The organism is Shouchella rhizosphaerae (genome assembly GCF_900142675.1).
In the GTDB taxonomy this organism is placed as follows: Bacteria; Bacillota; Bacilli; order Bacillales; family Bacillaceae_D; genus Shouchella; species Shouchella rhizosphaerae.
Genome location: NZ_FRBS01000005.1, coordinates 335896 through 362283 on the forward strand (window position 1 = coordinate 335896; position 26388 = coordinate 362283).

A 26388-nucleotide genomic window follows, 5' to 3' on the forward strand; every position below is an offset into this window, starting at 1 on the left:
GATTGTTTTACTTATATCCATTCCTCAAGCAAGGGCATCATGAGCCGGTCCACAATCCGCTCTATATAAGAACGATCAAACGGTTTGCGGATAATCCAAGCCCGGTACATCATTAAGGCAGGGCCGACATCGGAAAGCAAATCCAAATCTTTTGTTGCAAGCTGGTGGCCTTCCTTTAGAAATGGAGAAATAACCGCTTCCACCGCAGAGCGATGCAGGCTATTAAAATGGGTATGCAACCCTTGTTCTAGGTCACTGTGATTGGCGAGCGCAGAGCCAATTTGCGCCATAGCCTGTTGATGCGTTTCATGCTCATTTTGGAACGTGGTCGAGAGCAAATCAATTAACTGCTCCCGCAGCCCTTTGCTTTTGTCCAATTGTTCTAACAATGTCTCATACGGGCTCATGAACGAAGCAGCGTCAATGACAAGCTCCACTTTTGAACACCAACGCCTGTAAATCGTCGCTTTTCCTACTTTGGCCCGTTGGGCGATTGCTTCAATGGTGAGGGCGTCAAACCCATGCTGCGCTAGCAAGTCGAGTGTAGCTTCTAAGATTGCTTTATTCAACGAAAGGTCAAGGGGACGACCGCGCTTCCCTTCCTCTTTTTGTTGTTGCTCCCCGTTTTGCCCCATGAATGCTACCGCCTTTCCTCAAATCTCCTAACAACTCCTTACATTTCATCATACCATTTCCTAATTTTGCGAGCAAATACGATTCTATTGCGTTTCGTAATTGGAGGTGGTAAGATAACTTAGCTGAACGCACGCGTTCCGTATGTTTTATAAGGAAGGAGAATCTCCAAAATGGCTCACGTTTCACAAGAACCATCGGCGGCAGCGACGACGGAAACCGTACAAGTCAAAGTGCTGCCTTTACTTGCTGTATTATTATCTGGGGCATTTGTCGCTATCTTAAGCGAAACCATTTTAAATGTTGCCTTAAACGCTATTATGAGCGATTTTGGTGTGGCTTCCAGTACAGCCCAATGGCTTGTTACAGGCTATATGTTAGTAATAGGCACATTAATCCCCATCTCTGCGTATTTTATGCAACGTTTTACGACGCGGCAATTGTTTATTACAGCGATGTCGCTGTTTACACTCGGCACATTAATAGCTGGATTTAGTCCAGTATTTGCTATGTTGCTTGTCGGCCGGTTGACGCAGGCAGTCGGGACAGCGCTCATGATTCCCCTGCTCACGAACGTCATTTTAGCTGTTATTCCAATCGAGCGCCGAGGCGCTGCCATGGGGATGGTCGGACTTGTCATTATGTTTGCCCCAGCAATCGGACCGACTGTGTCTGGTATCATTGTCGATAGCCTGTCATGGCGCTGGCTTTTTTATTTTATTACGCCCATCTCTTTATTGTCGTTGCTATTTGGCGTAAAAGTTTTACGCAATATCGGAGAGACATCACGGCCGAAACTTGATGTCGTTTCGTTTATCCTTTCGACACTCGGTTTTGGTGGAATTGTCTTTGGCTTTAGTGCGGCAGGCAAAGGGGACGCCTCTTTTACAGACCCCCTCGTCTATTCGACTCTGTTAATTGGTTTTGCGAGCCTCTGCATTTTTGGCTGGCGCCAACTGAAATTGGAAACGCCGCTGTTAGACATACGTGTTTTCCGCTACCCGATGTTTCTAATTGGCCTTATTGTCGTGATGCTCGTCATGATGACAATGTTTGCGATGATGCTCATTATGCCGATTTATATGCAAGGGGCATTGTTATTTACGGCTGTTACAGCTGGGCTCATTATGCTCCCAGGCGGGCTTCTCAATGGTGCCCTTTCTCCGGTAATGGGACGGCTTTTTGACAAATTTGGTCCGCGGCCGCTGTTAATTCCAGGCACCATTATCCTTGCTGCGATTGTGTTTAGCTACCGCTATACAACGCCAGGTGTGCCAGTTTGGCTCGTCATTGTCCAACTGGCGATTCTAATGGTTGCTGTCGCCATGATTATGATGCCTACCAATACAAACGGGCTTAACCAACTGCCAGCAAGACTTTACCCTCACGGAACAGCGATTATGAACACGCTTATGCAAGTCGCTGGCGCAATCGGCGCCGCTTTGTTTATTTCTGTCATGGAAAACGGCCAACAACGTTATTTGGCTAATTTAGGCATTAGCGAGCCGACTGCTGAACAGACGGTCGAAGCGCTCATATACGGTTCCCAACAAAGCTTCTCTACTGGTTTCTTTTTTGCTTGTGCAGCAGTCGTTCTTTCATTTTTTATCAAGCGCAGCAAACAAACACAAGCCGAATAAAAATGTGCACCCCTTGCGAAAAGGGTGCACATTTTTTTGGTTTATTCTCCTATCATCAAATTTTGCAGCAGAGCAGACATAAAAACGATATCGCTCAACTGCTCCGTTCATGCTTCTCTTTGTTTTGAGAAATGATCCGAAACAAGTTGGTATACAATGCCGCGCTCGCCAGTGAACAAACAAGCATGAAAAAAAATATCCCTAACGGAGCCACCCATGTAGCAAATAAAATCGTAAGGGGGGCTAGCATTCGTCCAACTGTATATTGTAAATTGGAAGCGCCAATGTACATTGCCCCTGATTCCATAGGCGCATAACGACTTACAAAACTATCAGAAATTGGCGCTCGCAATAGTTCACCGACTGTAAAGACAACGGTCAATAATAACAATGACCAAATCGTCGACACGAAACCGAGTGCAAACATGCCGATACCTGAGAGCAAGCAGGAGAAGACAAACAGATCTCGTTCTTTCCACCTTTTTGTCCAATTGGCAAGCGGAAAAACGAGCATAACAAACAGCAGGCCGTTTAAGGCTAGCATCCAACCTAGAATGGTCTCGCCTGTCAGCAACATACTACCTAATTCAAAAAATAAGAAGCGCTGATCTGGTATTTCCGTCACAATGTAATAGGCCAAATACAAGTCTAGTTGCATGATGGTCATAACGGAGAAAACACCGGCAATAATAAAACGGGCAAACACCCGGTCGCCCAAAATATGCCTGTATGCAACGCAAGCATGCTTCACCCCAGCGATAACAGAAACTTGTTTTTCATGTGTGCTTGTTGGTTTTGTTTCGTTGACAAACAAAATTAGGCACAATAAATAAAGCAGTAATACACTTGCGGTCGTCCATAGCAGTATTTGGCGAAATTGAAAAAAGAGAAAAGCTCCCATTACTGGACCGACGACAGCACCCATATTGTTCGTCGTTGCAAATAGCGCAAATACGTCGCGCCTCTCCTCTTCAGGTACGACATCAGCTACCATTGCCAGACTTGGCGCACGGTATAGAGCGCTTCCAAGCGCAATGCCGATAAATGCAGCATAATCAAGCCAAGGGGAAAAGGAACAAGCAAAGAAAACAAACATCACTGTTTGTATAGCCGCCCCTCCTATTAGGATAGGACGCCGTCCGAAATGGTCGGCTAGATTTCCACTTGCCAAATTTCCGATCATGCTGACAAGAGGCGGAAGCATCATAAATGCTCCAGCAACTTCACTGCCCAAAGTCATGCTAAAATAGAGAGCAATAAACGGAAAATACATCCAGTAACAAATGTTAAACAGCCCTTCACCGACTAAACGCACTTTCAGATTCCGATCAAGGCGTTTCCAATACACGCAATGCTCCTCTTTTCACTGTATTCCTGGCCAGGTGCCTTTTATTTTATGAAGTAGGAGAATAAAAATATAGACTTATATTCAGAAATATTTTATACTAATAATAAGAAAATAAAGGAAGCGATTTTTCTCTTTAGCTGCTGCAACAAACGAACATATGTTTTTTGGCACTTTGATAAAAAAGAAGTGTTTTTTTTATGCCTGTAAACGAAGACGCACTTCTTTCAGTCTATTGGCCATTTCACAGCGCCTATTGGAGGTTTTATGATGAAAGGAACGGTTGTACTGATTACTGGTGCAGCAAGCGGGATCGGCTTTCATTTAGCTCAACGTTTTGCCGCTGAAGGAGCGAGCGTTATGGTTGCCGATGTGCATGCTGACAGCTTGCACAAAGCGACATTGGCATTGACGGAAAACGGCTACGTTGCTAAAGGCATCCAAACAGACGTTACGAATGAGAACGAAGTAAAAGCGATGGTTCAAAAAACAGTTGCTTGTTTTGGACGAATTGATGTGCTTATTAACAACGCAGGCATGCAACATGTATCACCGATTGAAGACTTTCCAACAGAGACATACAAGCTCCTCGTTGACATTATGCTTGTTGGCCCATTTATGGCAATTAAACACGTCATGCCCATTATGAGGAAACAACAGTTTGGCCGGATTATCAACATGTCTTCCATTAACGGCTTAATTGGCTTTTCTGGTAAGGCGGCTTATAACAGCGCAAAACATGGCATTATTGGCCTATCGAAAGTCGCTGCCCTCGAAACGGCTGAAGACGGAATAACCGTTAACTGCATTGCCCCAGGATATATTGACACCCCCCTTGTCCGCAATCAAATGGAAGCTTTGGCGAAATCCCGCCAAGTGCCGGTAGAAAAAGTGTTAGATGATGTTATTTATCCACTTGTTCCACAAAAACGCTTGATTACTGTGGAAGAAGTCGCTAGTTTGGCGATATACCTCTCTTCTGCTGAGGCAAAAGGCATTACAGGACAAACACTCGTTGTGGATGGCGGCTACACCGTACAATAAAAGTGGAGCACATCCTGTAGTACAATTGAAGCCGCGTTCTTTTCCACAATATTGTCCACAGACCGTAGAGATTATCCACATGAACCATCAACATATACACATATACACCACGTTTGTCCACTATTCATCTTATATTTATAAACAAACAGCGGTATCTTATCCACAGAACGGTTTGTGCCCTTATTTTCTGACATGAAGCCATTGTTGTGCTCCATGTCTTATTTTTGATTCAGGAAAATCCTTAGATGGTGACAGACCAAAAAAAGTGGGATGAAGGATGTCACCTTTTAGGTTTGCAAGAATTCCAGAAATGCGAGATAAGCTTTGTCAAGATACGTATCCTTTCGATGAATAAAGAAAAGATTAATCATTTGATTAGGTTCAGGTAAGGAATGTATCGTTATATCCTTTTCCGCAAACTGTTTCAATACTAATGACTTTGGGATAATAGCCATTCCTAGGCCTGCTTGAACACAATGAATGATCGACTCAAGCGTGCCAAATTCAATAATACGATCAGGGCGATAGCCTTGTGTTTCCAGCCATTGATCGAGTTTCCCTTTATAAGGACAACATGGCCGTGTTAAGACGTTTCGTGTATGCCATTCAGTCAACGCTGTTGATTTTGATACAATGACAAGTTCTTCTTGAAAGACTGGAATCGCCTGAAGCTGCTGATCATGTATGGGGCCAAGCACAAAGGCCCCGTCGAGTTTGTAATCAAGTACATCGGCAATGAGTTCATGTGTTAAGGCAACGCGTAACGATAGTTCAACTTTAGGGTATTGCTTATTGTATGTCACTAATAACTGCGGCAGCCGTGTCGCTGCTGTTGTTTCGTTTGTTCCTAACGATAGTGACCCATTTGGTTCGTCATCATCTTGGATCATTTTCTCGGTTTCGTTGATGAGCAATAAGATTTGTTCTGCTTTCTTCAACAAAATGCGCCCTTTACCAGTTAAACTTACTCCCCGTGGATGACGATAAAACAGCTTAGTCCCTAATGTTTCCTCAAGCTTTTTTATTCTTGCTGTTACATTTGATTGGACATAGTTAAGCTGCTCCGCAGTCTTCGTAATATTTTTTTGCTGAGCTAATGTTTTAAATATAAGCAGGTCTTTAATATCCACCTTTACCGTCTCCTTTGTTTTAACATCGTTGTTCGCCTATTCCATATCACTAAAAATGATCGATACCTTTAAATTTAATCATTTTAAATTATAAAGGAAAGGGCTTACAATGCAATTGTATTGCTATAAAGATAGCAAAAGGAGGCGCTAGACAAATGGATGCTTGGAATGATTTTCAGTTATGCCAACTGAAGCATCGCTATGCTCACGTGAATGGGATTCAACTACACTATGTTGAAGGAGGGGAGCAGCATTCTAATACGGTTGTCTTATTGCATGGCTTCCCACAAAGTTGGGTCTTATGGAGGTTCGTTATTCCCGATTTAGTAAAGCGTTATCGTGTACTCGCTGTCGATTTGAGAGGCTATGGGGATTCGGATAAACCAGAAGGAATAGAAGGCTATACGAAAGCGAACATGGCCAAAGATATTTATGACCTTGTGACCCATTTACGATTAGAAAAAGTGACTTTGATTGGGCATGACCGTGGGGCTAGAGTAGCCAGAAGATTCGCCTTAGATTATCCTGACTATGTAGCAAGCCTTTGCCTCATCGATATTCTTCCTTTGGAATATGTTTATGACAACCTTTCTGCCTCGGAAGCGGCTAAAAAATATTGGCATTGGGTTTTTCAAGTAGTCGCAGAGTTGCCTGAAGCGCTCATTGCAGGTCGGGAAGAGGTTTATCTTGGGGCTTTGTTTAAACGAACGCCCCATTTACTGGAGCAATTAAAAGCTGACGGAGTTTGGGATGAATACGTACGTATTTGGAAGCAACCAGGTGGTTTTCAAGCCGCTCTGAACGATTATCGTGCGGCGCACAAGCTTGATTTACCGAACTATCGAGTAGAAAAAGAAATGAATAAAAACATCAATCAACCTTGTTTGCTGCTTTGGGGGGAAAACGGGAATTTGGCTGGTCAGCCTGTGCTTACGATATGGAAAGAAGTAGCGACGATGGTTACAGGGAAAGAGCTTGCTGGTTGTGGTCATTATGTTCCTGAAGAGCAGCCAGACGCTATGATGCAAGAGCTTGTGCCATTTTTAGAAGACATTTATCAAACATAGCAGGCATACTCCATGAGAAACCTCGCCTAGACGGATAGAAAAACTTGTCTATAGGCTGCAACATGGAGCGCGACCATTGCGCTCCATGTTTGAGGTTGTATAGCGAGCGTTTGTCTACAGGCTGACGAGAGAATCGTGTCCGAGCAACACATCAAGTTGCCGTGCCGTATCGTACGCGAGCGCAAAAGGATGCTCTTTGTACGGGGTCAGTTCAGCAGTTACTTCCCCATCATAGCCAATGGCCTTGAGTTCGGCGATCACCCTTTTAAAATCAACGTCACCGGCAAGCAAGTTCGTAAATCCATTCATGTTCCCAATCGTTTCTTTAAAATCCTTGACATGAACTTTTAAAATCCGCTTGCCTAAAATGCGGATCCACTGCTCAGGATAACCGAATGGCAATACATTGCCTACGTCAAAATAAGCGCCAGCATGCTCTGATTGCAGTGAATCAATAAACGTCTTCATCTCAAGGGGCGACAACAAAAAGCGATTCCAGACGTTTTCAATTCCAATAGCGACGCCTAGCTCCTCCGCATACGGCAACAACGTTCTTAAAGCAGCAATGCTGTTCTGATAGCAAACATCATAAGGCGTTTCCTTTGTTACAACGCCTGGAACGACAAGGATCGTACTTGCCTCGATGGCAGAGGCCAACTCCAACATTTTTCGGACGATGCGCTTGCCTTCCTCTTGAATAGCGCTGTCCGCTGACGACAGAGGGAATTCCCAGAGCAAGGCAGTGGAAAGGCTGTCCGTTTCTAGTCCATGAGCTGCAATCGCTTGTTTGATTTGCTTTGCTTCTGCATGGCTCGTCTCCAATGTCAAGCCGATTGCCCCTGGCTGGCTGACATTGAGCTCAATCGCCTCAAACCCCGCTGCTTTTGTCCATTTTAAGACATTTTCGAGCGTTGTCTCTGGTGGATAACACCATTGGTTAATCCCTTTTTTCATGGCCTTCGTTCTCCTTTCCTTGGAGGACAACGACTTCTTTTGTAGCGGCCGCCTCATAGGCACCTAATGCGACTTCAAGCGCGCGCAAACCGTCAGTCCCACTAATGGACGGGGCCTGGTTTGTTTGGACGCTGGCAATAAAGTCGCGGATAAGCCCGTCGTCCATGTCATCTCCCCAATACGTGTAGCTGAGCCCGCTGCCATGGAACACATCAAACTTTTGCCCTTGGGCATCCACTTTTAAGGTCCCTTTCGTGCCAATAAACTCAATGGTCACGTCTCCCCAAATGGGGAAATGGTCATTTCTCGACCAACTACAGTCAAGAGTGGCGAACACGCCATTGTGAAAGGTGAATGTCAGCAATCCAGCATCATCAACGCCGTTGCCGGAAAACAATTGGTCTACTTCTGCGTATACTTGTGCCACCTCATCATCCAGCACCCACCTCATAATATCGACGATATGGACAGTATGGTCGATTACCGCGCCTCCGCCTGCTAACTCCTCGTCATTGAACCATCCGCCTGGATTTTTGCCACGGTTTGTCCCTTTAATCGCCACTATATCCCCAAATTCACCGGCATCAATGCGCTGTTTGGCACGGGCTACGGCTTCATTGAACCTTACTGGAAAAGCGGTTTGCAAGAGCACGCCTTCTTCGTTGCAAACGTCAATGATTTCTTGTGCATCTTCGGCTGTAGAGGCAAGAGGCTTTTCGCATAATACAGCAGCTTTTGCTCTTGCCGCTGCCACTGCATGTTCTTTATGGCGACTGTTCTCACTTGTCACAACGACTGCGTCAAGTTTTTCGGCAAGCAACGCTTGGTAGGTAGGGTAATAGGCCGTTTCATATGTTTTCGCGGCTTGTTTTCCCCTTTCTTGGTCATCATCAGCGATTCCTACCAATTCGACATCTTCTATGTTCCGTAAACTCGACGCATATGAATAGGCATGACCGTGCGCAAAACTGATTATTCCTACTCTCACTTCATCTCCTCCTCTTTCTCGTTATGACAGCACCGTTTGCACATGCAACGTGATGGGCTTATCTTGTTTAATCGACTCTAATGCGGCTTCTGCGATTTCAACGGCTCGGTACGCATCTTCTGCGGTAACAAGCGGTTGCTCATTTTTTTCAATGCACGCAATAAAATGACGGAGTTCTTGTTCATAAGGCGACTGTTTGAGTGGGCTTTCTGGTACAGCCACGCCACCTGCTTTTCCTGCGTCGCTTTTTTCGGCGATTAGCGGTTGCGCGCTCTGGCTATCATAAGCTAAAATGCCATCGCGCCCGGCAAATTCAAACGACGTTCTAAATTGCTTATGGGCCCATGACCCTTCCAAATGGGCAATCACGCCGCTTTTAAACCGAATCGATACGAGCGCATACTCTTTTGCCTGCTCATTAATGCCAGCTACGCCGCCGATATTTTTCGCATAGATTCGCTCTACTTCGCCGAATGTCCAACGCAAAAAGTCAAAATCATGGACCAATAAATCGAGGACAACACCACCGCTGCGATCATAGTCCGCATACCAATTTTCGCTTGCTTTTGGGAAAGCGCCGCCCCTTGTCGTCCGAACGACGCCAACATCGCCAATTCGCCCGGCCTCAACCACTTCTTTTGCCTTTCGGTATTCTGGGAAAAAGCGGACTACATGGCCAACGAACAATCTGGCTCCCTTTTTCTTGCAGTAACGGACGATCTCCTCTGCCGCTTTAGCCGTACGCGCAAGCGGTTTCTCACAGATAACATCTGCGCCTATATTGGCCGCCTCTTTCACATAGGAAGGATGCAAGTCTGTCGGCAAGCAAACTGACACTACATCAATGCGTTCCCCGAGCGCTTGTTTCGCATCAGTAAACGAATAAAATCCCAATGTATCCAGTTCTTTCGCAAACGAATCTGCTCGGCTTTCGTTTATATCGACAACGCCGATAAGGTCTGCATTTTCCATTTTCGCGAAACTGCGTGCGTGGACAGCCCCCATCGTTCCAAGTCCGACAACTACTACACGAACCATCTTCCCATCCCCTTTGTCCAAATCGATTTTTACTGGCTTGCTCTACTATCTTCGTACTCCCCCTAGTGCAATTCCTGCAATTAAATGTTTTTGTAAAAATAAAAACATGAGCAGCATCGGCACAGTCGACATGAGCGCCGCGGCCATCAAGAGCGGATACTCGGTTGAATACTGCCCTTCAAAATTGGCGATCCCTACCGACAAAACCCTCATATCAGCGGAATTGGTCATTACAAGCGGCCACAGAAAATCATTCCAAGCTGCAAGCACTGTAAAAATGGCCAGTGCCACGAGTGCCGGTTTGGCATTGGGCAAAATAATCCGCCAATAGATGCCCCAGTGCGTACAGCCATCCATGATCGCCGCTTCATCAAGCTCTTTCGGGATCCCCATAAAAAATTGCCGCAACAGGAAAACACCGAACGCGCTAAACATGCCTGGCACAATAAGGGCATAAAATGTATCAATCCAGCCTAATTGTGCTAATAGCGCATAGTTTGGAATCAAAATCACTTGCATCGGCACCATCAGAACAGACAACATTAAGAGAAAAAGCGTGTTTTTAAACGGAAAATTCAAGCGGGCAAACGCATAGGCTGCCATTGAACAAAGGAAAAGCTGTGCGCCTGTGCGTAACACTGTGATAAAAATCGTGTTGGCATAATAACGCAGGAAATCGGCGCTCTCAAACACACGGGCGAAGTTGTCAAAACGCCACGTTTCCGGCCAAATGGTTGGCGGAATTTGCATCGATTCTAAATACGTCTTCAATGAGGTAGTCACCATCCATAAAAACGGGGTGACCATCATAATGGCCCCGGCAATTAGAAGAAGATGAACCACTCCTTTTCTCACGATGACCACCGCTCCTCTCCTTAATTATCCGTCGTAATGAACCCACTTTTTTTGCCCAGCAAACTGTATGACTGTCATTGCCAAAATAAGAAGGAACAACAGGAACGCTTGCGCTGACGCATAGCCCATTTGTGAAAACATAAACCCTGATTCATAAACGCCATACACCATCGTGCGCAGCGGGCCGACTAGCGCCGTCGTGTCGCCGATCATTACAAAGATCAAATCAAATACTTGCAACGAACTAATCATGGCTGTAATGACGACAAAAAACAGCGTCGGCGTCAGCAAAGGCAACGTAATACGAAAAAATTGACTGCGTTTGGACGCCCCGTCTATCGCTGCTGCCTCGTAGTAAGTAGGATCAACATGCTGGAGCCCCGCCACGATTAAAATGATGTTATTGCCGACTGTCATCCAGACATATACAGCGATCACACTAAGCAAAGCGATATTCGGATCAAATAGCCATTCAGGTTGAGGCAAGCCGAGAAAGCCGAGAACATAGTTCACCAAACCGTACTCCGTATTATAAAGCCATTTCCAAACCATTCCGACGGCGATCGGCATTGTCACGACAGGCAAAAAATAAAGGGCACGATAGACAACCATGCCTTTGATTTTTTGGTTTAGCAGCACAGCTATACATGTGGCAAGCGCCACAGAAGCGGGCACAGCGACAAGCATAAAAAGAAGTGTATTAACGAGCGACCGGATAAACACCGGGCTCGAGAGCAGCGCGCTGAAGTTCTCCCACCCAGCGAAAGTAGGCGGCGTTAGCCCATCCCAATGTGTAAAGGAAAGGGCAAATGAAGCAATCGCCGGGCCGAGATAAAAGGCAAACAAGCCGATGAACGTTGGGCTGATAAACAAAAGCGCCCATAGCGCCTCTTTTGCCCCTTTGCTTTTTCGTTTCCCCGCTTTAGGTGTTGCTCGCATACCTGGGGGTTTTCCCGCTTCGCTTATCATGACATCTCCCTCCTATTCAGACTCTTGTCCTTGCCGCAAAATTCGCTCCATTTCTGTAGCAACTCGGTCAAGTGCATCGTCAAGGGGTTCCCCTGAAAGGAAAGCGCCTTGAATTTCTGTTTGCTCCATCCGCTGCCACTCCATTGTGTTTTTTGAAACCGGATACGCCACTCCGGTTTCTTGCGCAGCGATAAAAACGTGCAAATCCATGTCTGGGATCGATTCAAGCCAGAGATCGCCTGCAGAGCGCGCAGCAGGTGTGGAAAAGCCGCTTTTGGCAATCGTTTCGTTGCCTGCTTCGCCTGTTAACTCCTTAATTAGTTCCCAGGCAAGTTCAGGGTGCTCCGTTTTTTTATTCATCGTCCAACTAATCCCGTGTAGAATCACAGCATCTTCTTTCCCTTTCGGCAATGGCGCGACATCGACTTTGTTGCCCATTTCCTCATGAAACAAGACAGCGCTAACTGAGAGCGTTGGATACATAGCCACTTTATCAGACATAAACATTTGATCGAGGTCATTTTCAATTTGCGACTTAATATCTGGCGAAATGCCTTGGTCGACTAGTCGTTCTATAAAGGCAAACGCTTCTTTCGCCGCGGCAGTGCCAAAACCAGAATGCGCCTGGTCTTCGCTAACAATTTCCCCGCCCGCTTGGTGGATGTAATTGTAATAGCCTCGCTGGTTGCTAACAATCGGCGCTGCGTATCCATAAACCCCTTTATCGGCGTCTGTCAGCTGAGCGCCAACCCGCTCGATGTCTTCCCAATCCCAAGTCTCATCTGGATAGGGGATACCTGCTTCATCAAAAAGCGCTTTGTTGTAAAACAAGCCGACAGCATCGACAAAGTAGGGCGCCCCGAATAGGTCATTTTCATAACTGTAAAGTTCAATCATGCTCTCATAGTAATGCTGTTTTTGAAACGTTTCGTCCTCGGCAATAAATGGCTCAAGGCTTTGAAGCAAGCCAGGCTCTGCATATTGGTGGAAGTTGACGGCATTCATCCAAAATAGGTCTGGCCCTGCCCCTCCTCCTATGCTCGTCCTAAGGGTTGTCCAATATTGAGAGTAAGGGCTATAAGTTACATTGACACGGACATCTGGATGCTTGTTTTCAAAGGCGGCAATTGCTTCATCAACTGCCGGCTTCGCCTTTTCATCCCATAATGCAATATCAAGCGTCTGCTGCCGCGGACTTGCCCGTTCACTCTGACACCCCGCCACCGAAAGTACTGCGACTAGCATTACTAAAGCGATCGCTTTTTTCATGCTTTGCCTCCTTAATCATTTGCCTCAGGTAAAAACAGCTCATACTTGCCAACTTGCATTTCGTATTGCAACAAAACTGCTAACGCGCCAAGAATGTCTTTATTTGTTTCCAGAGAGGCCGGTTTTACTTCCGTGTGGCGCGCAATTGGATTCAATGCCCGGCTGTTGATTTTTTCATTAAGGCGTTTAAACAAAGGCAGGTTGTTTTGCACATGAGGCCCAGTCAACACAACTGCTTGTGGATTCAATAAGTGCAAACTATTGGTAATTGCTACCGCCAGAGATTCTGCCATTTCCTCGACAACCGTTAGCGCAAACGGGTCGCCTGCGCAAGCGGCTTCAACAAAGTCCGTTGGTTTGATTGCTTCTGGCCGCCCAGCGGCGCTCTCAATGATGGCCGTTTTCACGCCTTGTGTGAGCCAGGCAGAGAGGATTCGTGAATAAATAGCTGGCCAATTCACATAGTTTTCAAGACAGCCTTGGTTGCCACAAGGGCAAGCAGGACCACCAGGCAAAACGGACATGTGACCAATTTCGCCAGCACTGCCGCTGAAGCCGCGGTAAATGCTGCCGTTTACGCTCAACCCTGAACCAACCCCCTCGCCTACTGAAATAAACAACATTTCTTTATATCTCGCTGTGCCAAACTGCTTTTCTGCCATCATCATCGCATTCATGTCATTGTCTACATACGTTCGCAAGCCAAATGCCGCTTCCACTTTTTGTTTTAAATGAACGTCATACAAGTCAAGTTTTGCATTATAAGATACGATACCTCGTTCGGCTTGGACAATTCCTGGGACAACAATCGAAATGCCCAAACATTCGTCCAGCTTTTCAAACCGGCCAATAAATTCAGATAGCGTTTTCATAACAAAATCGATATAAGCTTCGCCACGGAGCGAATCGACTTGTCCATATTGTTCGGAGCGGACATGCCCTTCTAAATTCAAAGCAGCGATGCGAACGGATGAGTTTGCCAGTGACAAGGCGATTATAAACGATTTGTCTGGATTAAAGCGGTAAAGCACCGGCTTTCTTCCACCTGTTGAATGGCCGACCCCTTCTTCTTGCACATACCCTTCGTCAATAAGTTTGTTTAAAATCGTTGCGGCCGTCGTTGGGCTGACTTGTATTTGTTTGGCAATCATGTTCTTGGAAAGGGGCCCGCGTAGGCGGATAAGGTTTAACGCATTAATTCGATTGACTTCATGCAATTGCACCGGAGGCTTAATCTTTTCGCCACCTCACTTTTCGTTTTAACTTTAAAAAGTTTCGGTTTTTAAGACCATTTCGATGTTATAAAGGCAAATCCCTCTTTAATATCGCCTTTAATTTGTCAGAAGTTCTTCCAGTAGCTTTCAAATGTTAGCAGATTTTGAGGTTTAGTCCAGTATGGCTCGGATGAGGTTGTAAGCGAAACTCGTTGTAAAAGGGGTGCTTTTTCAGGCTAAGAGCCATTTGGGCGATTGCCCAAATGGCTCTTTATGCGGTACGTTTGGCCGCCCCGCCGCTATATGTCCATTTCCGCCATAAAGCTTCAAGGGGCCCTTGTTTCCATTTTTTTAAATACAAGTGGCTAAGTATAACTTGCGTAGCATAAATGACAATGGCAATAAGTAACCCTTGGCTGCTAGAGACGCTGCCAAACAACCCAAAGCCATACCCATAAAAGATGGTCGTTGCCACAATCGTTTGCAGCAAATAATTCGTCAAGGCCATGCGCCCCGCCGAAGCAATTGGCATGAACAACCGTGCCACTGTTCCTTTCTGTAAAAGGAGCACAAATGCTGATACATAAAACAACATTTGCAACGGGCCAGCAAGCATTCTGATGCCCTCGGCCAACCCTTGTGTAAACACAGGATTGATGTCGATTAAATTGTATCTGATCGACACTTCAAGCAACGTAAGGGGCAAACCCGCCAAGAAGCCAATCCAGCACAGCCTTTTCCAGCGTGTTACGTTGGCTTTCCCATCATGGAACATTCCTGCCTTCCCCATCGATAAGCCAATTAAAAACAACGGCAAAATTCCTGGTATGACAAAGATAACGGTGAAAAGTTGGAAAAATGATTCATTAAAAAAGCGATATTCTACTATTTGTAAATAGGTGCCGTTCGCCATTGTTGCTAAAGCACTAGCCGTATCGCCAGCAATGTCTTCCATTGTCATGAGCCCTTCCCGTAAGCCAAATTCCATGCTAACTCCTAAAAACAACATGTAGCATGTCATCGTTACTGCGGAAACAAGCATTAGAGCGATCGTCCAAGTAATGAGCGTCTTTTGCTTGCGGTGGAAGAACAATGGCAAGAGCAAAGCTGTTAATGCATATGTATACAAGATGTCTCCTGACCATAAGAGCAGCAAATGCACAAGACCGACCACTAGCAAAAAGACGATCCGCCTATAAAAAACCCGTGTTGCTGCCATATTTTTCGCTAGAACGCGGGTATAAAAAATAAAAAACCCAAGTCCAAACAGCAAAGAAAACATCGGGTAAAACTTGCCGTCTACAAAAAAACTGATAAACAGCTGTACATTGGCGTCCAAGCGGTTTTCAGACAGGGCTTTCCCCTCAAGCATAGAGCTCGCATCGGTAAAAGCTAACGTTTTAAAGGCAATCATGTTTGCCATTAAAATGCCGAACAAGGCAATTCCCCGGATCATGTCCAACTCGTGAATCCGCTCCGAAGGCATGGTCGCAGTTAGTTTCATACAACGTCTCCTCTTCCCTTGTTTTTCGCAAAAATTTCATCTTACCATAAGCCTTAAGCAACATCATAACACAATTTGCCCATTTTATTGCACGTATTCAAGAAATGCGATAGCTGTTTTCATGGTGCTAACAGGCACGACGTTTCCTTCTTACATTTACGCTGTTCCCATCCAGAAAAGAACCAGTCTTTTTCCTCTATTTTCCTCTTGTTATCGAACGGACATTCGCATACAATACAAACAAACGTTCCAATAAGAAAGGAGTTTGCTGATGGGAAAAGAAGAGTGGTACATCCATCGAGGAAACTTGTTATGGGAAGGAAGTCGGATGATGCTGCCTGAGCATAAACAGGCATGGATTGAACTTCAACGGCAGGAAGAGGACGTTCCGTTGCATGGAGAGTTGGACGATGACGAATGGCGCGAGCTAGGGGCTACCATCATGGACGCGTTAAATCACACGTATGAGGTGACTGTCACTTATTGGGATCACGGACGCTACCGCCAAAAAATTGGCACTATTGATAAATTGGACGAATGGAACAAGCGAATCAAAATCGCTTTTCCAGATAGGTGCGAGTGGCTTCCTTTGCGTATCATCAAACATGTCAGCCCCGTTTGAACATGGACCTGTCCAACAACCAAGTGCGAGCCCTGTTTGGGCTTGCCCCAACCGCCCGGGAAACCATTAGCGAAAAAGCGGAAAAGGCGGCGCAAGCCTATATCCGCTTGCATTATGCGCGCATCATTTTGACGCGGGAATTGGTGCGTTTCCAAGGGAAACAAGTGGCAGGCATTAAATACCCTTCTATCTATATAAACATCATTCAACGAGCACTCGCCCGCCTCTCCATCGACATGAGAAAACTAAAAGACTTTATGCAAAAACACGCTATCCATGTTTCTGAAAAAGCATCCTTGTCTCCCCATTATATCGAACACCTTTATTGGGTTAAAGGAGTAAAATATTCAGTTGGCGGTGCGCCGTTCGTCCTTTCTAGAAATGTTGAAAAAACGCTCCGCTATTACATGGTCGAATTAAACGATCACCAATCATATATATAGGGTTTTTTATTGATATTAAATACTATATGTAGTAATATTAGGGCACACATAGCCAACATTTCTCACCACATAACAGAGGGGGATATCGTATGCTGAAAGATTTATCAGACGACCTTCTGCTCCATTCATACTACCAAGCGATCGAACATCAATTATCCGTTGATTTTATTGTGATTTTAAAAAACGAATTATTCCGCAGAGGCATGCTGCACACAGCTGGTCAAAACACATAAATGTCTCTTGGCACGCCCCCTTTATAGTGGACAACTGTGCTTTTGGCTTTCCAATGGTTTTTTTCTTCACACATAGAAGGCGGGAGAAGTGTAGGCGAGCGGAGATGTGACCTAACGGACGTTCGGCGGCCCATGAACAAGAACAAGTCTACAACCTATAAAACCTGCAAGGTTCTTGCTTAGCCTTGCAGGTTTTTTATCCCCCATTCATTTCCCTTTTGAAAAGGTGTTCCGTCTCTTGCTGCTCTTTTCGTTTAAGAAGGATCGACTCAATCGCCCTTTTGTGGTGTTTTTCACAATGTTGTTGGATCCGTCGCCAGTCTTGGTTCGTTGGTGGAGACTGGATATAAACAACATCGACTTTTTCATGATAGGGAAAAAGTGTATCTGTCACAATGAATGCAGGCATTTCTGCTTTGTCACGGGTGTACGTTACGGACGTTTGGACGTTTAAATGGTACGGCAATGCAGCATTCATTCGTTCAGAAAGCTTTTGCTCATAGACAGGCCCTTCACTTGAAAAGATGTGGATATTCAATGGTTCATTTAATTTCTCAATGTCGGCAAATGTATAGACTAGTAAAATATAACGGATGAGCAAAGCAGCTTGATCCATTTGCAAAAAAGGCACCATTTCCTCAGCCAAGACTTTTTCAAAAGCAGCAAAAACGCCTTCTGTAATAAGCGGATGACGTTCTTGCAATACGTCTAGTTGAATCCGCTCTTTAAAACTCGAATAGTTCACGGAAAAGTACCGTTTATTTCGGTGGATTTGTAGCAAATGCCCTTCCATCCGCTGCGCCGCTTCTTCGTCTAATGCATTAGAAAACCATTTTTTTAATGCACGGGCGAACCGCCGCGTGGCCCTCCACTCTTCAGTGCGGTGTAACTGGTTTGCAGCTAGATTTGAAGCGACAAGCTCCGCGTCATGGTAGAGAAATGGCGAATTTAAAAGAATGATCAATAAAAACTGCACTTCTGATGACCTTATGTTTTCCGGCACGGTTTTAAGCAATTCTCCAGCATGTGCAAGCATCTTTGTTTGCAAGTCGGACGGAAATGCCTCATCATAAAGGTCAGTGAAGTGCCCTTGTTTTACTCGCAACCATTGGATAGCAATCCAGTACAAGAAACGTTCTGTTTGCAATGAGGACAAGTTTAACTTCATTGCCTTTGCAATCGGCGCAAACAATTGTTTAGCCCACTGTTTTTCAATCGAAAAAGGCCACGCAATTCCACTTCCGGTCACTTCCCAAAAAAAGCAAAAATAAAAAATGCGGATATGATGTTCTTTGCCAATAAGTTTAAACGTCCTTGGCTCAAACCGCAGATGGAAAGCATGAAGCAAAGGTTTGATTTTATGGAGCTTACGGAAGAATGTAGAACGGCTTAAGAAATGTTTTTGAATAAACGAATCCACACTTAAGCGGCCAGATAAAGAGCAGCCAATAAAACGGACCATATCATCCTGAAAAAAGAGACGACGCAAAACTTCATTAAGCTGCCGGTCATCTTTATTTGAAAAACTATATTGATTATGAGCATTGCGCACAATCGCCATGTCTGTGCCCGTTTGCTGTAGTTCTTTTTCCAATTCTTTTATCGTATAATCAACCGTGCGGTCCGAACAAGCCAATGTTTTACGGATTTCCGCCTTCGTGCAGTTCTCTTTGGCGCCAATGAAATGAATCAATTTCACTAAGCGCTCAATGCGTTTATCTGTCAGCATATCCATAAAAAACCCTCTTAGTGAATGATCTAGCGGCATCCCGCATATTCGCCGTATCAACCTGCTACGCCATCTCCCCCATAACCTCTAATTGCTATTATAAGTGAGTCCATAAAAGGGGCTTTATATAAAGAACAAGAGTAGACTAAACCCCAAGCCCTTTCCTACAATCAACGCTTTAACCACCAGCTGCGTTCTGCCTCCAAACTCCTAGCTTTGGCCTGTTCAAATAACCCCCTATAATTTTTCTTGTGCAGACCCCCGCTTTTTTGTCACCTCCTCTCGCTTAGCCATAAACAATTTATCATTGGACATGAAGTTTAAAAAATAACGGTTACCTATTTTCCGCAACAATTGGGTTTCCTTCCAGTTATTTTGCAAAGACTGTCAATATTCCTTTGTTTTTGTAGCTATCTGTTAAAAACAGCAAAGCACTTCTAATACATGACTGTTTCTAGCCATCAATAGCCATAACCAGACTGCTTATAGCAAATGCATTGTATAGCACCCCATTGCCAGTATTACGCAAAAGCCTGCTAATTGGCCTAACAAAAAACGTTATCTTAGAATAAAATAAGGAAATCGTTCAACGATTTATATTCCGAATTATCTGCCAATATGGTTTAGTTAAGCCGTTCCTCCCCTTCTCCCCCTCTTGAGCACTGCTTCTGCGTTTTTTATACGCAGATCTCATTATCATCGTCCTGCTTTTTTAGCGCTTTCATTAAAGCTTTGCGAACAGCTTTTAAGTACTCGACTTGGCTGCGGGAGATCGTCTCGAAATTCATCATGTCTTGACGCAAGTAAACGATATGCCAGAGGCGACTTAATTCTTTGTCTTCCATTCGCCCGCGTAGCTTTACAATCGCAAAATCTACCACTTCACGAAACGTAGACGTCGGAGAGCCTACCTCTTGGCGCAATAGACGATAAATGTCATTCATAATCCGGTATGCTTCTAAATTTGATTTCATCGTTTCTCCTCCGATTACAAGCCTAAAGGTCTAGGTTTTAGTACTTATTTTACTATAGTTTTCCAATTTGCTAATTTCATATTTTGCGCCTTGCTCGCAAAATTTGAAACATCTATGATTGCCGAAAAACGAGAAATTAAGCCGATTTGTTACTTCGTTACCATATCTACCTGGGACAAAAGATTGAAATGAGCTAAACAGCTTCCTAACTAGGCGATCTTGAACCGTTACTAGTCACCTCTGTTCAGACGCTTTTCCTTGCTTTCATAAAACTTAACCACTGTGATTCTTCATGTTTTTCTCTTTGGATACATATTTTCCCTTCATTTTAATCAGGAAGGGCTGTTTTCGACAAAATCCCTTGTTGCCTCTATGGCAATCTCTTAGACTACTAATAAGCCAAGCGATAAAAACCAAGGAGGCGCTCATGAGAAAAAAGCATGCTTTTTCATTTTTGATGGCCGCCATCCTTGCAGTAGTCTCCACTAGCTATTTTCTAGCATCAGAAGCGGCGGCTAGTGTATCTGGTAAAGTCATTGCCATTGATGCGGGCCACGGTGGAAGCGATCCTGGGGCAGTCGCAAATGGAATTTCCGAGAAAGATCTTGTTTTAAAAGTAGCTGCGCATACGAAAGATAGGCTGGAAGAGGCAGGGGCAACAGTCATTATGACGAGAACAGGGGACGTATATGTTGGGCTCGAAGCCAGGGCCGAACTTGCTAATGCCCGTAATGCCGATACATTTGTTAGCATTCATGCCAATGCAGCTACCCCAAGTGCCCATGGGACAGAAACATTCCACTTCCCATCAAGCAGCCAAGGACAAGCTTTGGCTTCAGCTTTGCAAACAGAACTCGTCAACACACTAAATACAAGAAACCGCGGCGTCAAATCGGCAAATTTTAGTGTATTGCGCAATACTGCCATGCCTGCGGCCCTTGTCGAACTTGGATTTATTACAAATGCTGAAGAAGCAGAACGGATGAAAGCCGCCAGCTTTCCAAACGAAGCTGCAACAGCGATTGTACGCGGGCTCCAACAATACCATTAAAAGCATGACCTGTTCCAGCAAGCCTTTGTACAAACAGAGACGCATCTATCTCGTTTTGCCTAAGTCTTCGCACAGCTTAGTGTCTGCACAACCAAAAAAGGCTGCTGGAATGATCCCAGCAGCCTGCAAACTACGGACTAACGCTCGCACGCATCACCGTTTGCCTTGCGCTTATCCTTTACGGACAACAAGTTGCTCGTCGACGACATCGACGTTTACGCGCTTCAAGTCGTTATCATCGATCAAAAGGTCGGTGATATCATCTTCAATGGTATCCTGAATCACCCGGCGAAGCGGACGGGCACCAAACGCAGGGTGGTAGCCAAGTTTAGCAAGTTTACGCTTCGCTTCCTCGCTCACTTCCATTTCAATGTTTTGCGCTGCCAACCGTTCATTCAAATCGGCAAGCATCACATCGACAATGTCAATCAAGTTTTCTTCTGAAAGCTGGTTAAACTCGATCAATGCATCAAAGCGGTTAAGGAATTCTGGTTTGAAATAATCATTAAGGTTTTCCAAAATCCCCAATGTTTTGCTTTGTTCAGCTGTAAAACCAAGCGATGGTTTTGTCACGCCAACACCCGCATTTGACGTCATAATGATCATTGTATCCTTGAAGGAAACGACACGCCCTTGGCTATCCGTCAAGCGGCCATCCTCCATAATTTGCAAAAACATATGTTGCACATCAGGATGGGCTTTTTCAATTTCATCCAGCAAAATGATGCTGTACGGATTGCGTCGCACCCGTTCCGTCAGCTGTCCGCCTTCTTCATGGCCAACATAGCCAGGAGGGGAACCAATCAGTTTAGATACAGAGTGTTTCTCCATAAACTCACTCATATCAAGGCGTATCATGCTTTCTTTCTTGCCGTACACCTCTTGGGCAAGCTGTTTCGTCAATTCCGTTTTTCCGACGCCAGTCGGTCCGACAAACAGAAAACTAATTGGACGATTGCCTGCTTTTAAACCAGCACGGCTTCGTTTTACAGCTTTGGCAACTTTGTCGACTGCTTCCTCTTGCCCAATGACTTTGGCTGCAAGCCTGTTGGCCAAGTCTTTCATTTTTTGTTGCTCCGCTTTCTGCAACTTACGGACAGGTACGCCTGTTTGCCGTTCAATCAGCATTTCAATATCTTCAACAGTGACATCTACTGGTTCTAATTCTGACACGGCTTCTTGCAATTTTGCTTGTACTTTCAGTTCCTCATCCCGAAGCGCGGCCGCTTCTTCATACCGTTCTTGTTTAGTTGCTTCTTGTTTTTTCGCGCGTATCGTAGCAAGACGTTTCTCCAATGTCGCTTTATCTTCATGGTTAGAAGACAAGGACAAGTGGGAACCGGCTTCATCAAGTAGGTCGATCGCTTTGTCTGGAAGATAACGGTCTTGAATATAACGATCTGACAGTTTAACGCACGCTTCTAGCACTTCATCTGAGTAACGAACGCCGTGGTACGTTTCATACACGCCTTTTAGACCTTGCAAAATCGCCAACGCTTGGCTTGTAGTAGGCTCTTTGACTGTTACCGGTTGGAAGCGGCGTTCCAGGGCCGGGTCCTTTTCAATTTTGCGGTATTCTGCTAGCGTTGTCGCCCCAATCAGTTGCATGCTTCCACGAGCAAGCGCTGGCTTGAGCAAATTGCCTGCATCCATGTTGCCTTCTCCAGAAGCACCAGCGCCTACGATCATGTGAAGTTCATCGACAAACACAATTACATCATCACGGCTGCTGACTTCGTCAATCAACTTCTGCATCCGTTCTTCAAACTGGCCGCGGTAGCTTGTACCGGCGACTAGAGAAGAAAAGTCAATCGCATAGATTTGTTTATTTTGCAGTTTTGCAGGCACATCGCCGCTGGCAATTCGCCGTGCAAGCCCTTCAGCAATCGCTGTCTTTCCGACGCCTGCTTCCCCGATCAACACAGGGTTATTTTTTGTTCGACGGCTTAACACTTGAATGACGCGCTCTACTTCTTGGTCGCGGCCAATCACTGGGTCAATTTTGCCGTCTTTCGCATCGTTTGTTAAATTATGGCCAAATTGACCGAGAAAACCGTCATCGGTCCGTTTTTGCTCTTTTGTGCGCACGTTTTGTTGTGGCTGCTGGCCTTGATTCATAAATTGCTGAAACAGCGAATCAAATTGACCATTCATGTTTGAATCGCTCCACTGCGCATAGCACTCTTGGCAAAGCGCATAGTGGCTTTGACGATTGTTTACAACAACATTCAAGGAAATCACAGCCTCACGAGTTTGACAATGTTGACATTTCATGGACTTTCTCCTCCTTGTTTTTTATTTATAAGCGGAATTTGATTTTGACTATCTTTGACCTTTGTGAGTAAAAACAAACAGCCTTTAAAATAAAGAGGCTGTTGACTATGGCTTTATTATAACTGACCTTCATTGACCTTTCAACCCCTTTGGGCAAAAAAAGTCAAAAAAGGTCAGATTAATGAACGCCGATGGGGAGCTGCGCTCCTTCTCCGCAGCTAGAGTTCTCTATGTTTTATAAAAAACGATGCAGCTAGTCTATCTTTAGACAAGCTCGTTTAACTCTTGTTCAACAAAAGCCATTAAATCGCCAATCATTTCTGCTGAAAAATCAAAGCGCACTCCAGCTGCACTGTAGACTTCATGAAGAGATTTTGAACTGCCAAGTGCTAGGGCTTCCTTATAGCGGGCAAGCGTTTGTTCAGGCTCTTGTTTATAGTTTTTATACAACTGCAGCGCCCCAAGCTGGGCAATCACATATTCTACGTAGTAAAACGGTACTTCGAAAATATGGAGCACCCTGATCCAACTGCTCTCCCGCCATTTTTCATATCCGCTCCAATCAGAAACATTGGCATCTATTGTTTCTAACAGCTCACGGTATTTTTGATTTCGTTCTTCTTCGCTATGCGATGGGTGTTCATAGAGCCAATGTTGGAATTGGTCAATGACAATTCCTGCTGGCAAAAAGTCAACAATGCCTTTTAATTGTTTGTATTTGGCTCGTTTTAAGTCTTCTTCTGAATAGAACAATGACCATTGGTCCATTGTCATAAGCTCCATCGACATGCTCGCCAGTTCGCTTGATTCCATCGGCGTGTCACGGTAAAGCGACAAAGGCCATTCCTTTTTTAAGTCATTATGAATGCAATGGCCCATTTCATGGAATAGCGTAATCATGTCATCATGTGTATTTGCGTGGTTCATAAAAATAAACGAAAGCTTTGATATCGGCAGTGGCGCACAAAAGCCTCCAGGCGATTTGCCTTTGCGGCTCTCTAAGTCAAGCATGCCCTCTCCATCCATTCTTCTAAGCAGGCCGCCAAAACGAGCATCAAGTGCATCAAGTGCTGTTCCGGCTTTTTCAATTAATTCCGCTGCTCCCTCAAATGGCTTTAAAGGCTGTTGCCCGGGAATAACGGCTTCCACATCCCACGGCCTGTATGTGTCGACGCCAAGTTGGGCGGCATGCTTACGCTGCAACTTTTCCTTTAATGGTTTCACATGTTTGGCAATGCTAAGAGCGAGCTGTTTACAATCTTCAGGCGTGTAATCAAAGCGGGCGTACTTTTTAAACATATAATCACGATAATTAGCGAGCCCTGCATTCTCGGCTTTTTGCTGCCTAATGACCATCAACTTCGAAAAAATTTCCTGCAATGGCTCTTCGATTTTGAGCAGCGCCTCCCTCGCCAACGACATGGCCTTTTTGCGGGTCTCCCTATTTTCATTCTGAAAATAAGGAGACAGCTGTGGAATGGTTAGCTCTTGCCCGTCCCAGTCTACTGTCATTGAACCGGTATGTTCAAAATAGGCGGTAGCGAGGCTTGCTTCTTCAATTTCAAGCTTGACGTTTTCTTCCCGGTAAAGTTGTTGGGCATTTCGTTTTCTTTTTACAAACAGGCCATATTTCTCTTCTGGCAAATGTGCTAAAGCTGGCGCTGCCAAGAACGCCTCATCGAGCTTAGCCTCATAACGCTTCATTAGAGGTTCGATCACTTGTTGGTCATACTCAAAGGCACGCTTTGCTTCTTCAGAACCGTTATGGCAGTTAAAATCAATATAATGCCCAGTGATCGCTTCCTCCAACTGATCAAGGAGGACGGATTCCTCTTCCATAAAGCGTTCAAGTCCTTCTCTCGTATCAAGAGAAACAGCTAACAATTTCGTAAATGCTTGCTCAATGCTTTTCGTATCTGAAAAATCCAATTGTTCTTGATAAAATTTTCCCATATTTTCCCCTCCATGTACTTAATCGTACCAAACTTAGGCGTTTTTGAAAATGAAACGTTTTTGCCCTTTCACTCAACAGGACGGCAATGATAACGCTCTCAATGCGAAGCCTACTAAATAATGGTATACTAGCAACGTACTTTTCAAGTAACAACCGTTATTTAGATTGGAGTGTTGTTTGTGAAATTAATTGCCCGGCTTGTTTTTGGTATTATTGCCGGTGTTGCTATTGGCTTTGTTGCCAATGAGTTTATTGCCAAATTGATGGTAACGATAAAAGACGTGATCGGCAGCTTTATTTTCTTTATGGTTCCGCTTATTATTGTGTTCTTTATTGCTGCTGGCATTGCTGCTCTAGGCAAGGGCGGAGGAAAGATGCTCGGCTCGACCATTTTCATTTCGTATTTGTCAACGATTCTAGCCGGCTTCTTTGCGGTTTTCGTAGCGATGAACGTTATTCCTTCACTGGGGATTGCTGGGACAGGCGCCAACGCCCCTTCAGAAATCGAGGGGTTCTTGCAACTGTCGGTTGAGCCGCTTTTTGACGTTTTGACGGCGTTGCTTCTTGCTTTTGTCTTCGGCATCGGGATTGCCGCCACACATTCAAGTACACTATATGGCTTTATCGAGGAAGGGAAAAACATTGTTGAATTAGTCATACGTAAGGCCATTATTCCGTTGCTTCCTTTTTATATCGCTGGCGTTTTTGCGGAAATGAGCTACGAAGGCACTGTCTTTAACACATTAGGCGTTTTTGGCGTTGTCCTGCTTTTAGCGGTGGCTATGCACATTATTTGGCTATTTATTCAATATACCGTAGCGGCAGCCGTTAATCGTAACAATCCACTATCGTTGCTAAAAGCGATGTTGCCTGCGTATGTAACCGCGCTTGGGACAATGAGCAGTGCTGCAACCATTCCTGTTACACTGGAAGCTGTTCGAAAAAACCGCATCCGTGACTCGATCACGAACTTTGTCGTGCCATTATGCGCAAATATCCATCTCTCAGGGAGCACCATTACGATTTTAACAGCTGCTACAGCGGTTATGCACATTTACCCAGGATTGGCGTTTCCGGGATTTTCAGGAATGATTCCTGTAATCTTTATGCTCGGCATCATTATGATTGCCGCTCCTGGTGTTCCAGGGGGAGCAGTCATGGCTGCGACAGGCATCCTTACTTCTATGCTAGGCTTTGAGGAAGGAGCGATCGCCCTGATGATTGCCCTTTACCTCGCTCAAGACAGTTTTGGAACAGCTGCAAACGTAACAGGTGACGGGGCGATTGCCGTGTTAATGAATGGTTTAAAAGAAAGACGATTAGGCAACCATCAGTCGTCATAAAAGAAGCGTCCTCAGACTGATAGAAAGCGCTTGTCAGACGAGGAGTGCAGCCGAGGGAAGATGCGAATAGAACGTGGGTTCATGAGCATATGAGTGAGGCAAACGACGAAGTATG

At 45.0% G+C, this 26388-nt stretch carries 23 protein-coding genes; 8 read left to right on the plus strand and 15 right to left on the minus strand.

Going from position 1 to position 26388, the window contains the following annotated elements:
* Window positions 1–11: 11 nt before the first annotated feature.
* Complete coding sequence (locus BUC05_RS15795; protein WP_011248269.1) at window positions 12–635, minus strand: TetR/AcrR family transcriptional regulator; 624 nt, start codon at window positions 633–635, stop codon at window positions 12–14.
* Between the two features lie 171 nt (window positions 636–806).
* On the opposite strand from BUC05_RS15795, the gene BUC05_RS15800 reads away from it, so the two are divergent.
* Window positions 807–2273 carry an MDR family MFS transporter gene (locus BUC05_RS15800; RefSeq protein ID WP_035203202.1) on the plus strand — a complete coding sequence of 489 codons (1467 nt, stop codon included), beginning with the start codon at window positions 807–809 and terminating at the stop codon, window positions 2271–2273.
* A 94-nt stretch (window positions 2274–2367) separates the two neighbouring features.
* Here the strand turns inward: BUC05_RS15800 and BUC05_RS15805 are convergent, their stop codons facing one another.
* Window positions 2368–3621 (minus strand): MDR family MFS transporter, encoded by a 1254-nt coding sequence (locus BUC05_RS15805; protein ID WP_035203206.1) that lies wholly within the window; start codon window positions 3619–3621, stop codon window positions 2368–2370.
* Between the two features lie 264 nt (window positions 3622–3885).
* On the opposite strand from BUC05_RS15805, the gene BUC05_RS15810 reads away from it, so the two are divergent.
* Complete coding sequence (locus BUC05_RS15810) at window positions 3886–4662, plus strand: 3-hydroxybutyrate dehydrogenase (protein ID WP_035203209.1); 777 nt, start codon at window positions 3886–3888, stop codon at window positions 4660–4662.
* Window positions 4663–4949: 287 nt separating this feature from the next.
* On the opposite strand, the gene BUC05_RS15815 is transcribed toward BUC05_RS15810, so the two are convergent.
* Window positions 4950–5792 carry a LysR family transcriptional regulator gene (locus BUC05_RS15815; RefSeq protein ID WP_035203211.1) on the minus strand — a complete coding sequence of 281 codons (843 nt, stop codon included), beginning with the start codon at window positions 5790–5792 and terminating at the stop codon, window positions 4950–4952.
* Window positions 5793–5947: 155 nt separating this feature from the next.
* Here BUC05_RS15815 and BUC05_RS15820 point away from each other — a divergent pair, with 155 nt between their 5' ends.
* Entirely contained in the window at window positions 5948–6859 is a 912-nt protein-coding gene (locus tag BUC05_RS15820) for an alpha/beta fold hydrolase (RefSeq protein ID WP_051881173.1), read from the plus strand.
* A gap of 114 nt (window positions 6860–6973) precedes the next feature.
* Here BUC05_RS15820 and BUC05_RS15825 read toward each other — a convergent pair whose 3' ends face one another.
* From BUC05_RS15825 to BUC05_RS15860, 8 genes are all read right to left on the minus strand, one after another.
* Complete coding sequence (locus BUC05_RS15825; protein ID WP_035203213.1) at window positions 6974–7813, minus strand: sugar phosphate isomerase/epimerase family protein; 840 nt, start codon at window positions 7811–7813, stop codon at window positions 6974–6976.
* Entirely contained in the window at window positions 7797–8801 is a 1005-nt protein-coding gene (locus tag BUC05_RS15830; protein ID WP_035203215.1) for a Gfo/Idh/MocA family protein, read from the minus strand. The genes BUC05_RS15825 and BUC05_RS15830 overlap by 17 nt, the downstream gene beginning before the upstream one ends.
* A gap of 21 nt (window positions 8802–8822) precedes the next feature.
* The gene (locus tag BUC05_RS15835) at window positions 8823–9839 is read right to left on the minus strand and encodes a Gfo/Idh/MocA family protein (RefSeq protein WP_035203218.1); all 1017 of its coding nucleotides are present in this window, start codon (window positions 9837–9839) and stop codon (window positions 8823–8825) included.
* 45 nt (window positions 9840–9884) lie between these two features.
* Complete coding sequence (locus BUC05_RS15840; RefSeq protein WP_081427723.1) at window positions 9885–10649, minus strand: carbohydrate ABC transporter permease; 765 nt, start codon at window positions 10647–10649, stop codon at window positions 9885–9887.
* Between the two features lie 69 nt (window positions 10650–10718).
* The gene (locus BUC05_RS15845) at window positions 10719–11663 is read right to left on the minus strand and encodes a carbohydrate ABC transporter permease (RefSeq protein ID WP_035203224.1); all 945 of its coding nucleotides are present in this window, start codon (window positions 11661–11663) and stop codon (window positions 10719–10721) included.
* A gap of 12 nt (window positions 11664–11675) precedes the next feature.
* Window positions 11676–12932: an ABC transporter substrate-binding protein gene (locus BUC05_RS15850; RefSeq protein WP_011248280.1), complete on the minus strand. Its 1257-nt coding sequence runs from the start codon at window positions 12930–12932 to the stop codon at window positions 11676–11678.
* Window positions 12933–12943: 11 nt separating this feature from the next.
* Window positions 12944–14155, minus strand: a complete 1212-nt coding sequence (locus tag BUC05_RS15855; protein WP_011248281.1) for an ROK family transcriptional regulator — start codon at window positions 14153–14155, stop codon at window positions 12944–12946.
* A gap of 262 nt (window positions 14156–14417) precedes the next feature.
* Complete coding sequence (locus BUC05_RS15860) at window positions 14418–15650, minus strand: DUF418 domain-containing protein (protein ID WP_035203227.1); 1233 nt, start codon at window positions 15648–15650, stop codon at window positions 14418–14420.
* 271 nt (window positions 15651–15921) lie between these two features.
* Here BUC05_RS15860 and BUC05_RS15865 point away from each other — a divergent pair, with 271 nt between their 5' ends.
* The 3 genes from BUC05_RS15865 (at window position 15922) to sda (ending at window position 16948) form a co-directional block, all read left to right on the plus strand.
* The gene (locus tag BUC05_RS15865; RefSeq protein WP_011248283.1) at window positions 15922–16272 is read left to right on the plus strand and encodes a YolD-like family protein; all 351 of its coding nucleotides are present in this window, start codon (window positions 15922–15924) and stop codon (window positions 16270–16272) included.
* Window positions 16269–16715, plus strand: a complete 447-nt coding sequence (locus BUC05_RS15870; protein WP_035203230.1) for a YhjD family protein — start codon at window positions 16269–16271, stop codon at window positions 16713–16715. Before BUC05_RS15865 ends, BUC05_RS15870 begins: the two co-directional genes overlap by 4 nt.
* Before the next feature lie 89 nt (window positions 16716–16804).
* Window positions 16805–16948 carry a sporulation histidine kinase inhibitor Sda gene (gene sda, locus BUC05_RS15875; protein WP_081427673.1) on the plus strand — a complete coding sequence of 48 codons (144 nt, stop codon included), beginning with the start codon at window positions 16805–16807 and terminating at the stop codon, window positions 16946–16948.
* Between the two features lie 196 nt (window positions 16949–17144).
* Here the strand turns inward: sda and BUC05_RS15880 are convergent, their stop codons facing one another.
* Together BUC05_RS15880 and BUC05_RS15885 are read right to left on the minus strand one after the other, a co-directional pair.
* Window positions 17145–18683 carry an AcpB/EbpR/MafR family transcriptional regulator gene (locus BUC05_RS15880; RefSeq protein WP_035203232.1) on the minus strand — a complete coding sequence of 513 codons (1539 nt, stop codon included), beginning with the start codon at window positions 18681–18683 and terminating at the stop codon, window positions 17145–17147.
* A 671-nt stretch (window positions 18684–19354) separates the two neighbouring features.
* A complete protein-coding gene (locus tag BUC05_RS15885) occupies window positions 19355–19651 on the minus strand; it encodes a hypothetical protein (protein WP_035203234.1) in 297 nt (98 codons plus the stop codon).
* Between the two features lie 427 nt (window positions 19652–20078).
* On the opposite strand from BUC05_RS15885, the gene BUC05_RS15890 reads away from it, so the two are divergent.
* Window positions 20079–20702, plus strand: a complete 624-nt coding sequence (locus BUC05_RS15890) for an N-acetylmuramoyl-L-alanine amidase family protein (protein WP_035203235.1) — start codon at window positions 20079–20081, stop codon at window positions 20700–20702.
* A 171-nt stretch (window positions 20703–20873) separates the two neighbouring features.
* On the opposite strand, the gene BUC05_RS15895 is transcribed toward BUC05_RS15890, so the two are convergent.
* Both BUC05_RS15895 and BUC05_RS15900 read right to left on the minus strand, forming a co-directional pair.
* Window positions 20874–22976, minus strand: coding sequence for an ATP-dependent Clp protease ATP-binding subunit (locus tag BUC05_RS15895; RefSeq protein ID WP_011248287.1), 2103 nt, complete (start codon window positions 22974–22976; stop codon window positions 20874–20876).
* A 264-nt stretch (window positions 22977–23240) separates the two neighbouring features.
* Complete coding sequence (locus BUC05_RS15900; RefSeq protein WP_011248288.1) at window positions 23241–24929, minus strand: M3 family oligoendopeptidase; 1689 nt, start codon at window positions 24927–24929, stop codon at window positions 23241–23243.
* A 180-nt stretch (window positions 24930–25109) separates the two neighbouring features.
* Between BUC05_RS15900 and BUC05_RS15905 the strand changes: the two genes are divergently transcribed.
* Complete coding sequence (locus BUC05_RS15905; RefSeq protein ID WP_011248289.1) at window positions 25110–26273, plus strand: dicarboxylate/amino acid:cation symporter; 1164 nt, start codon at window positions 25110–25112, stop codon at window positions 26271–26273.
* Window positions 26274–26388: the final 115 nt, after the last annotated feature.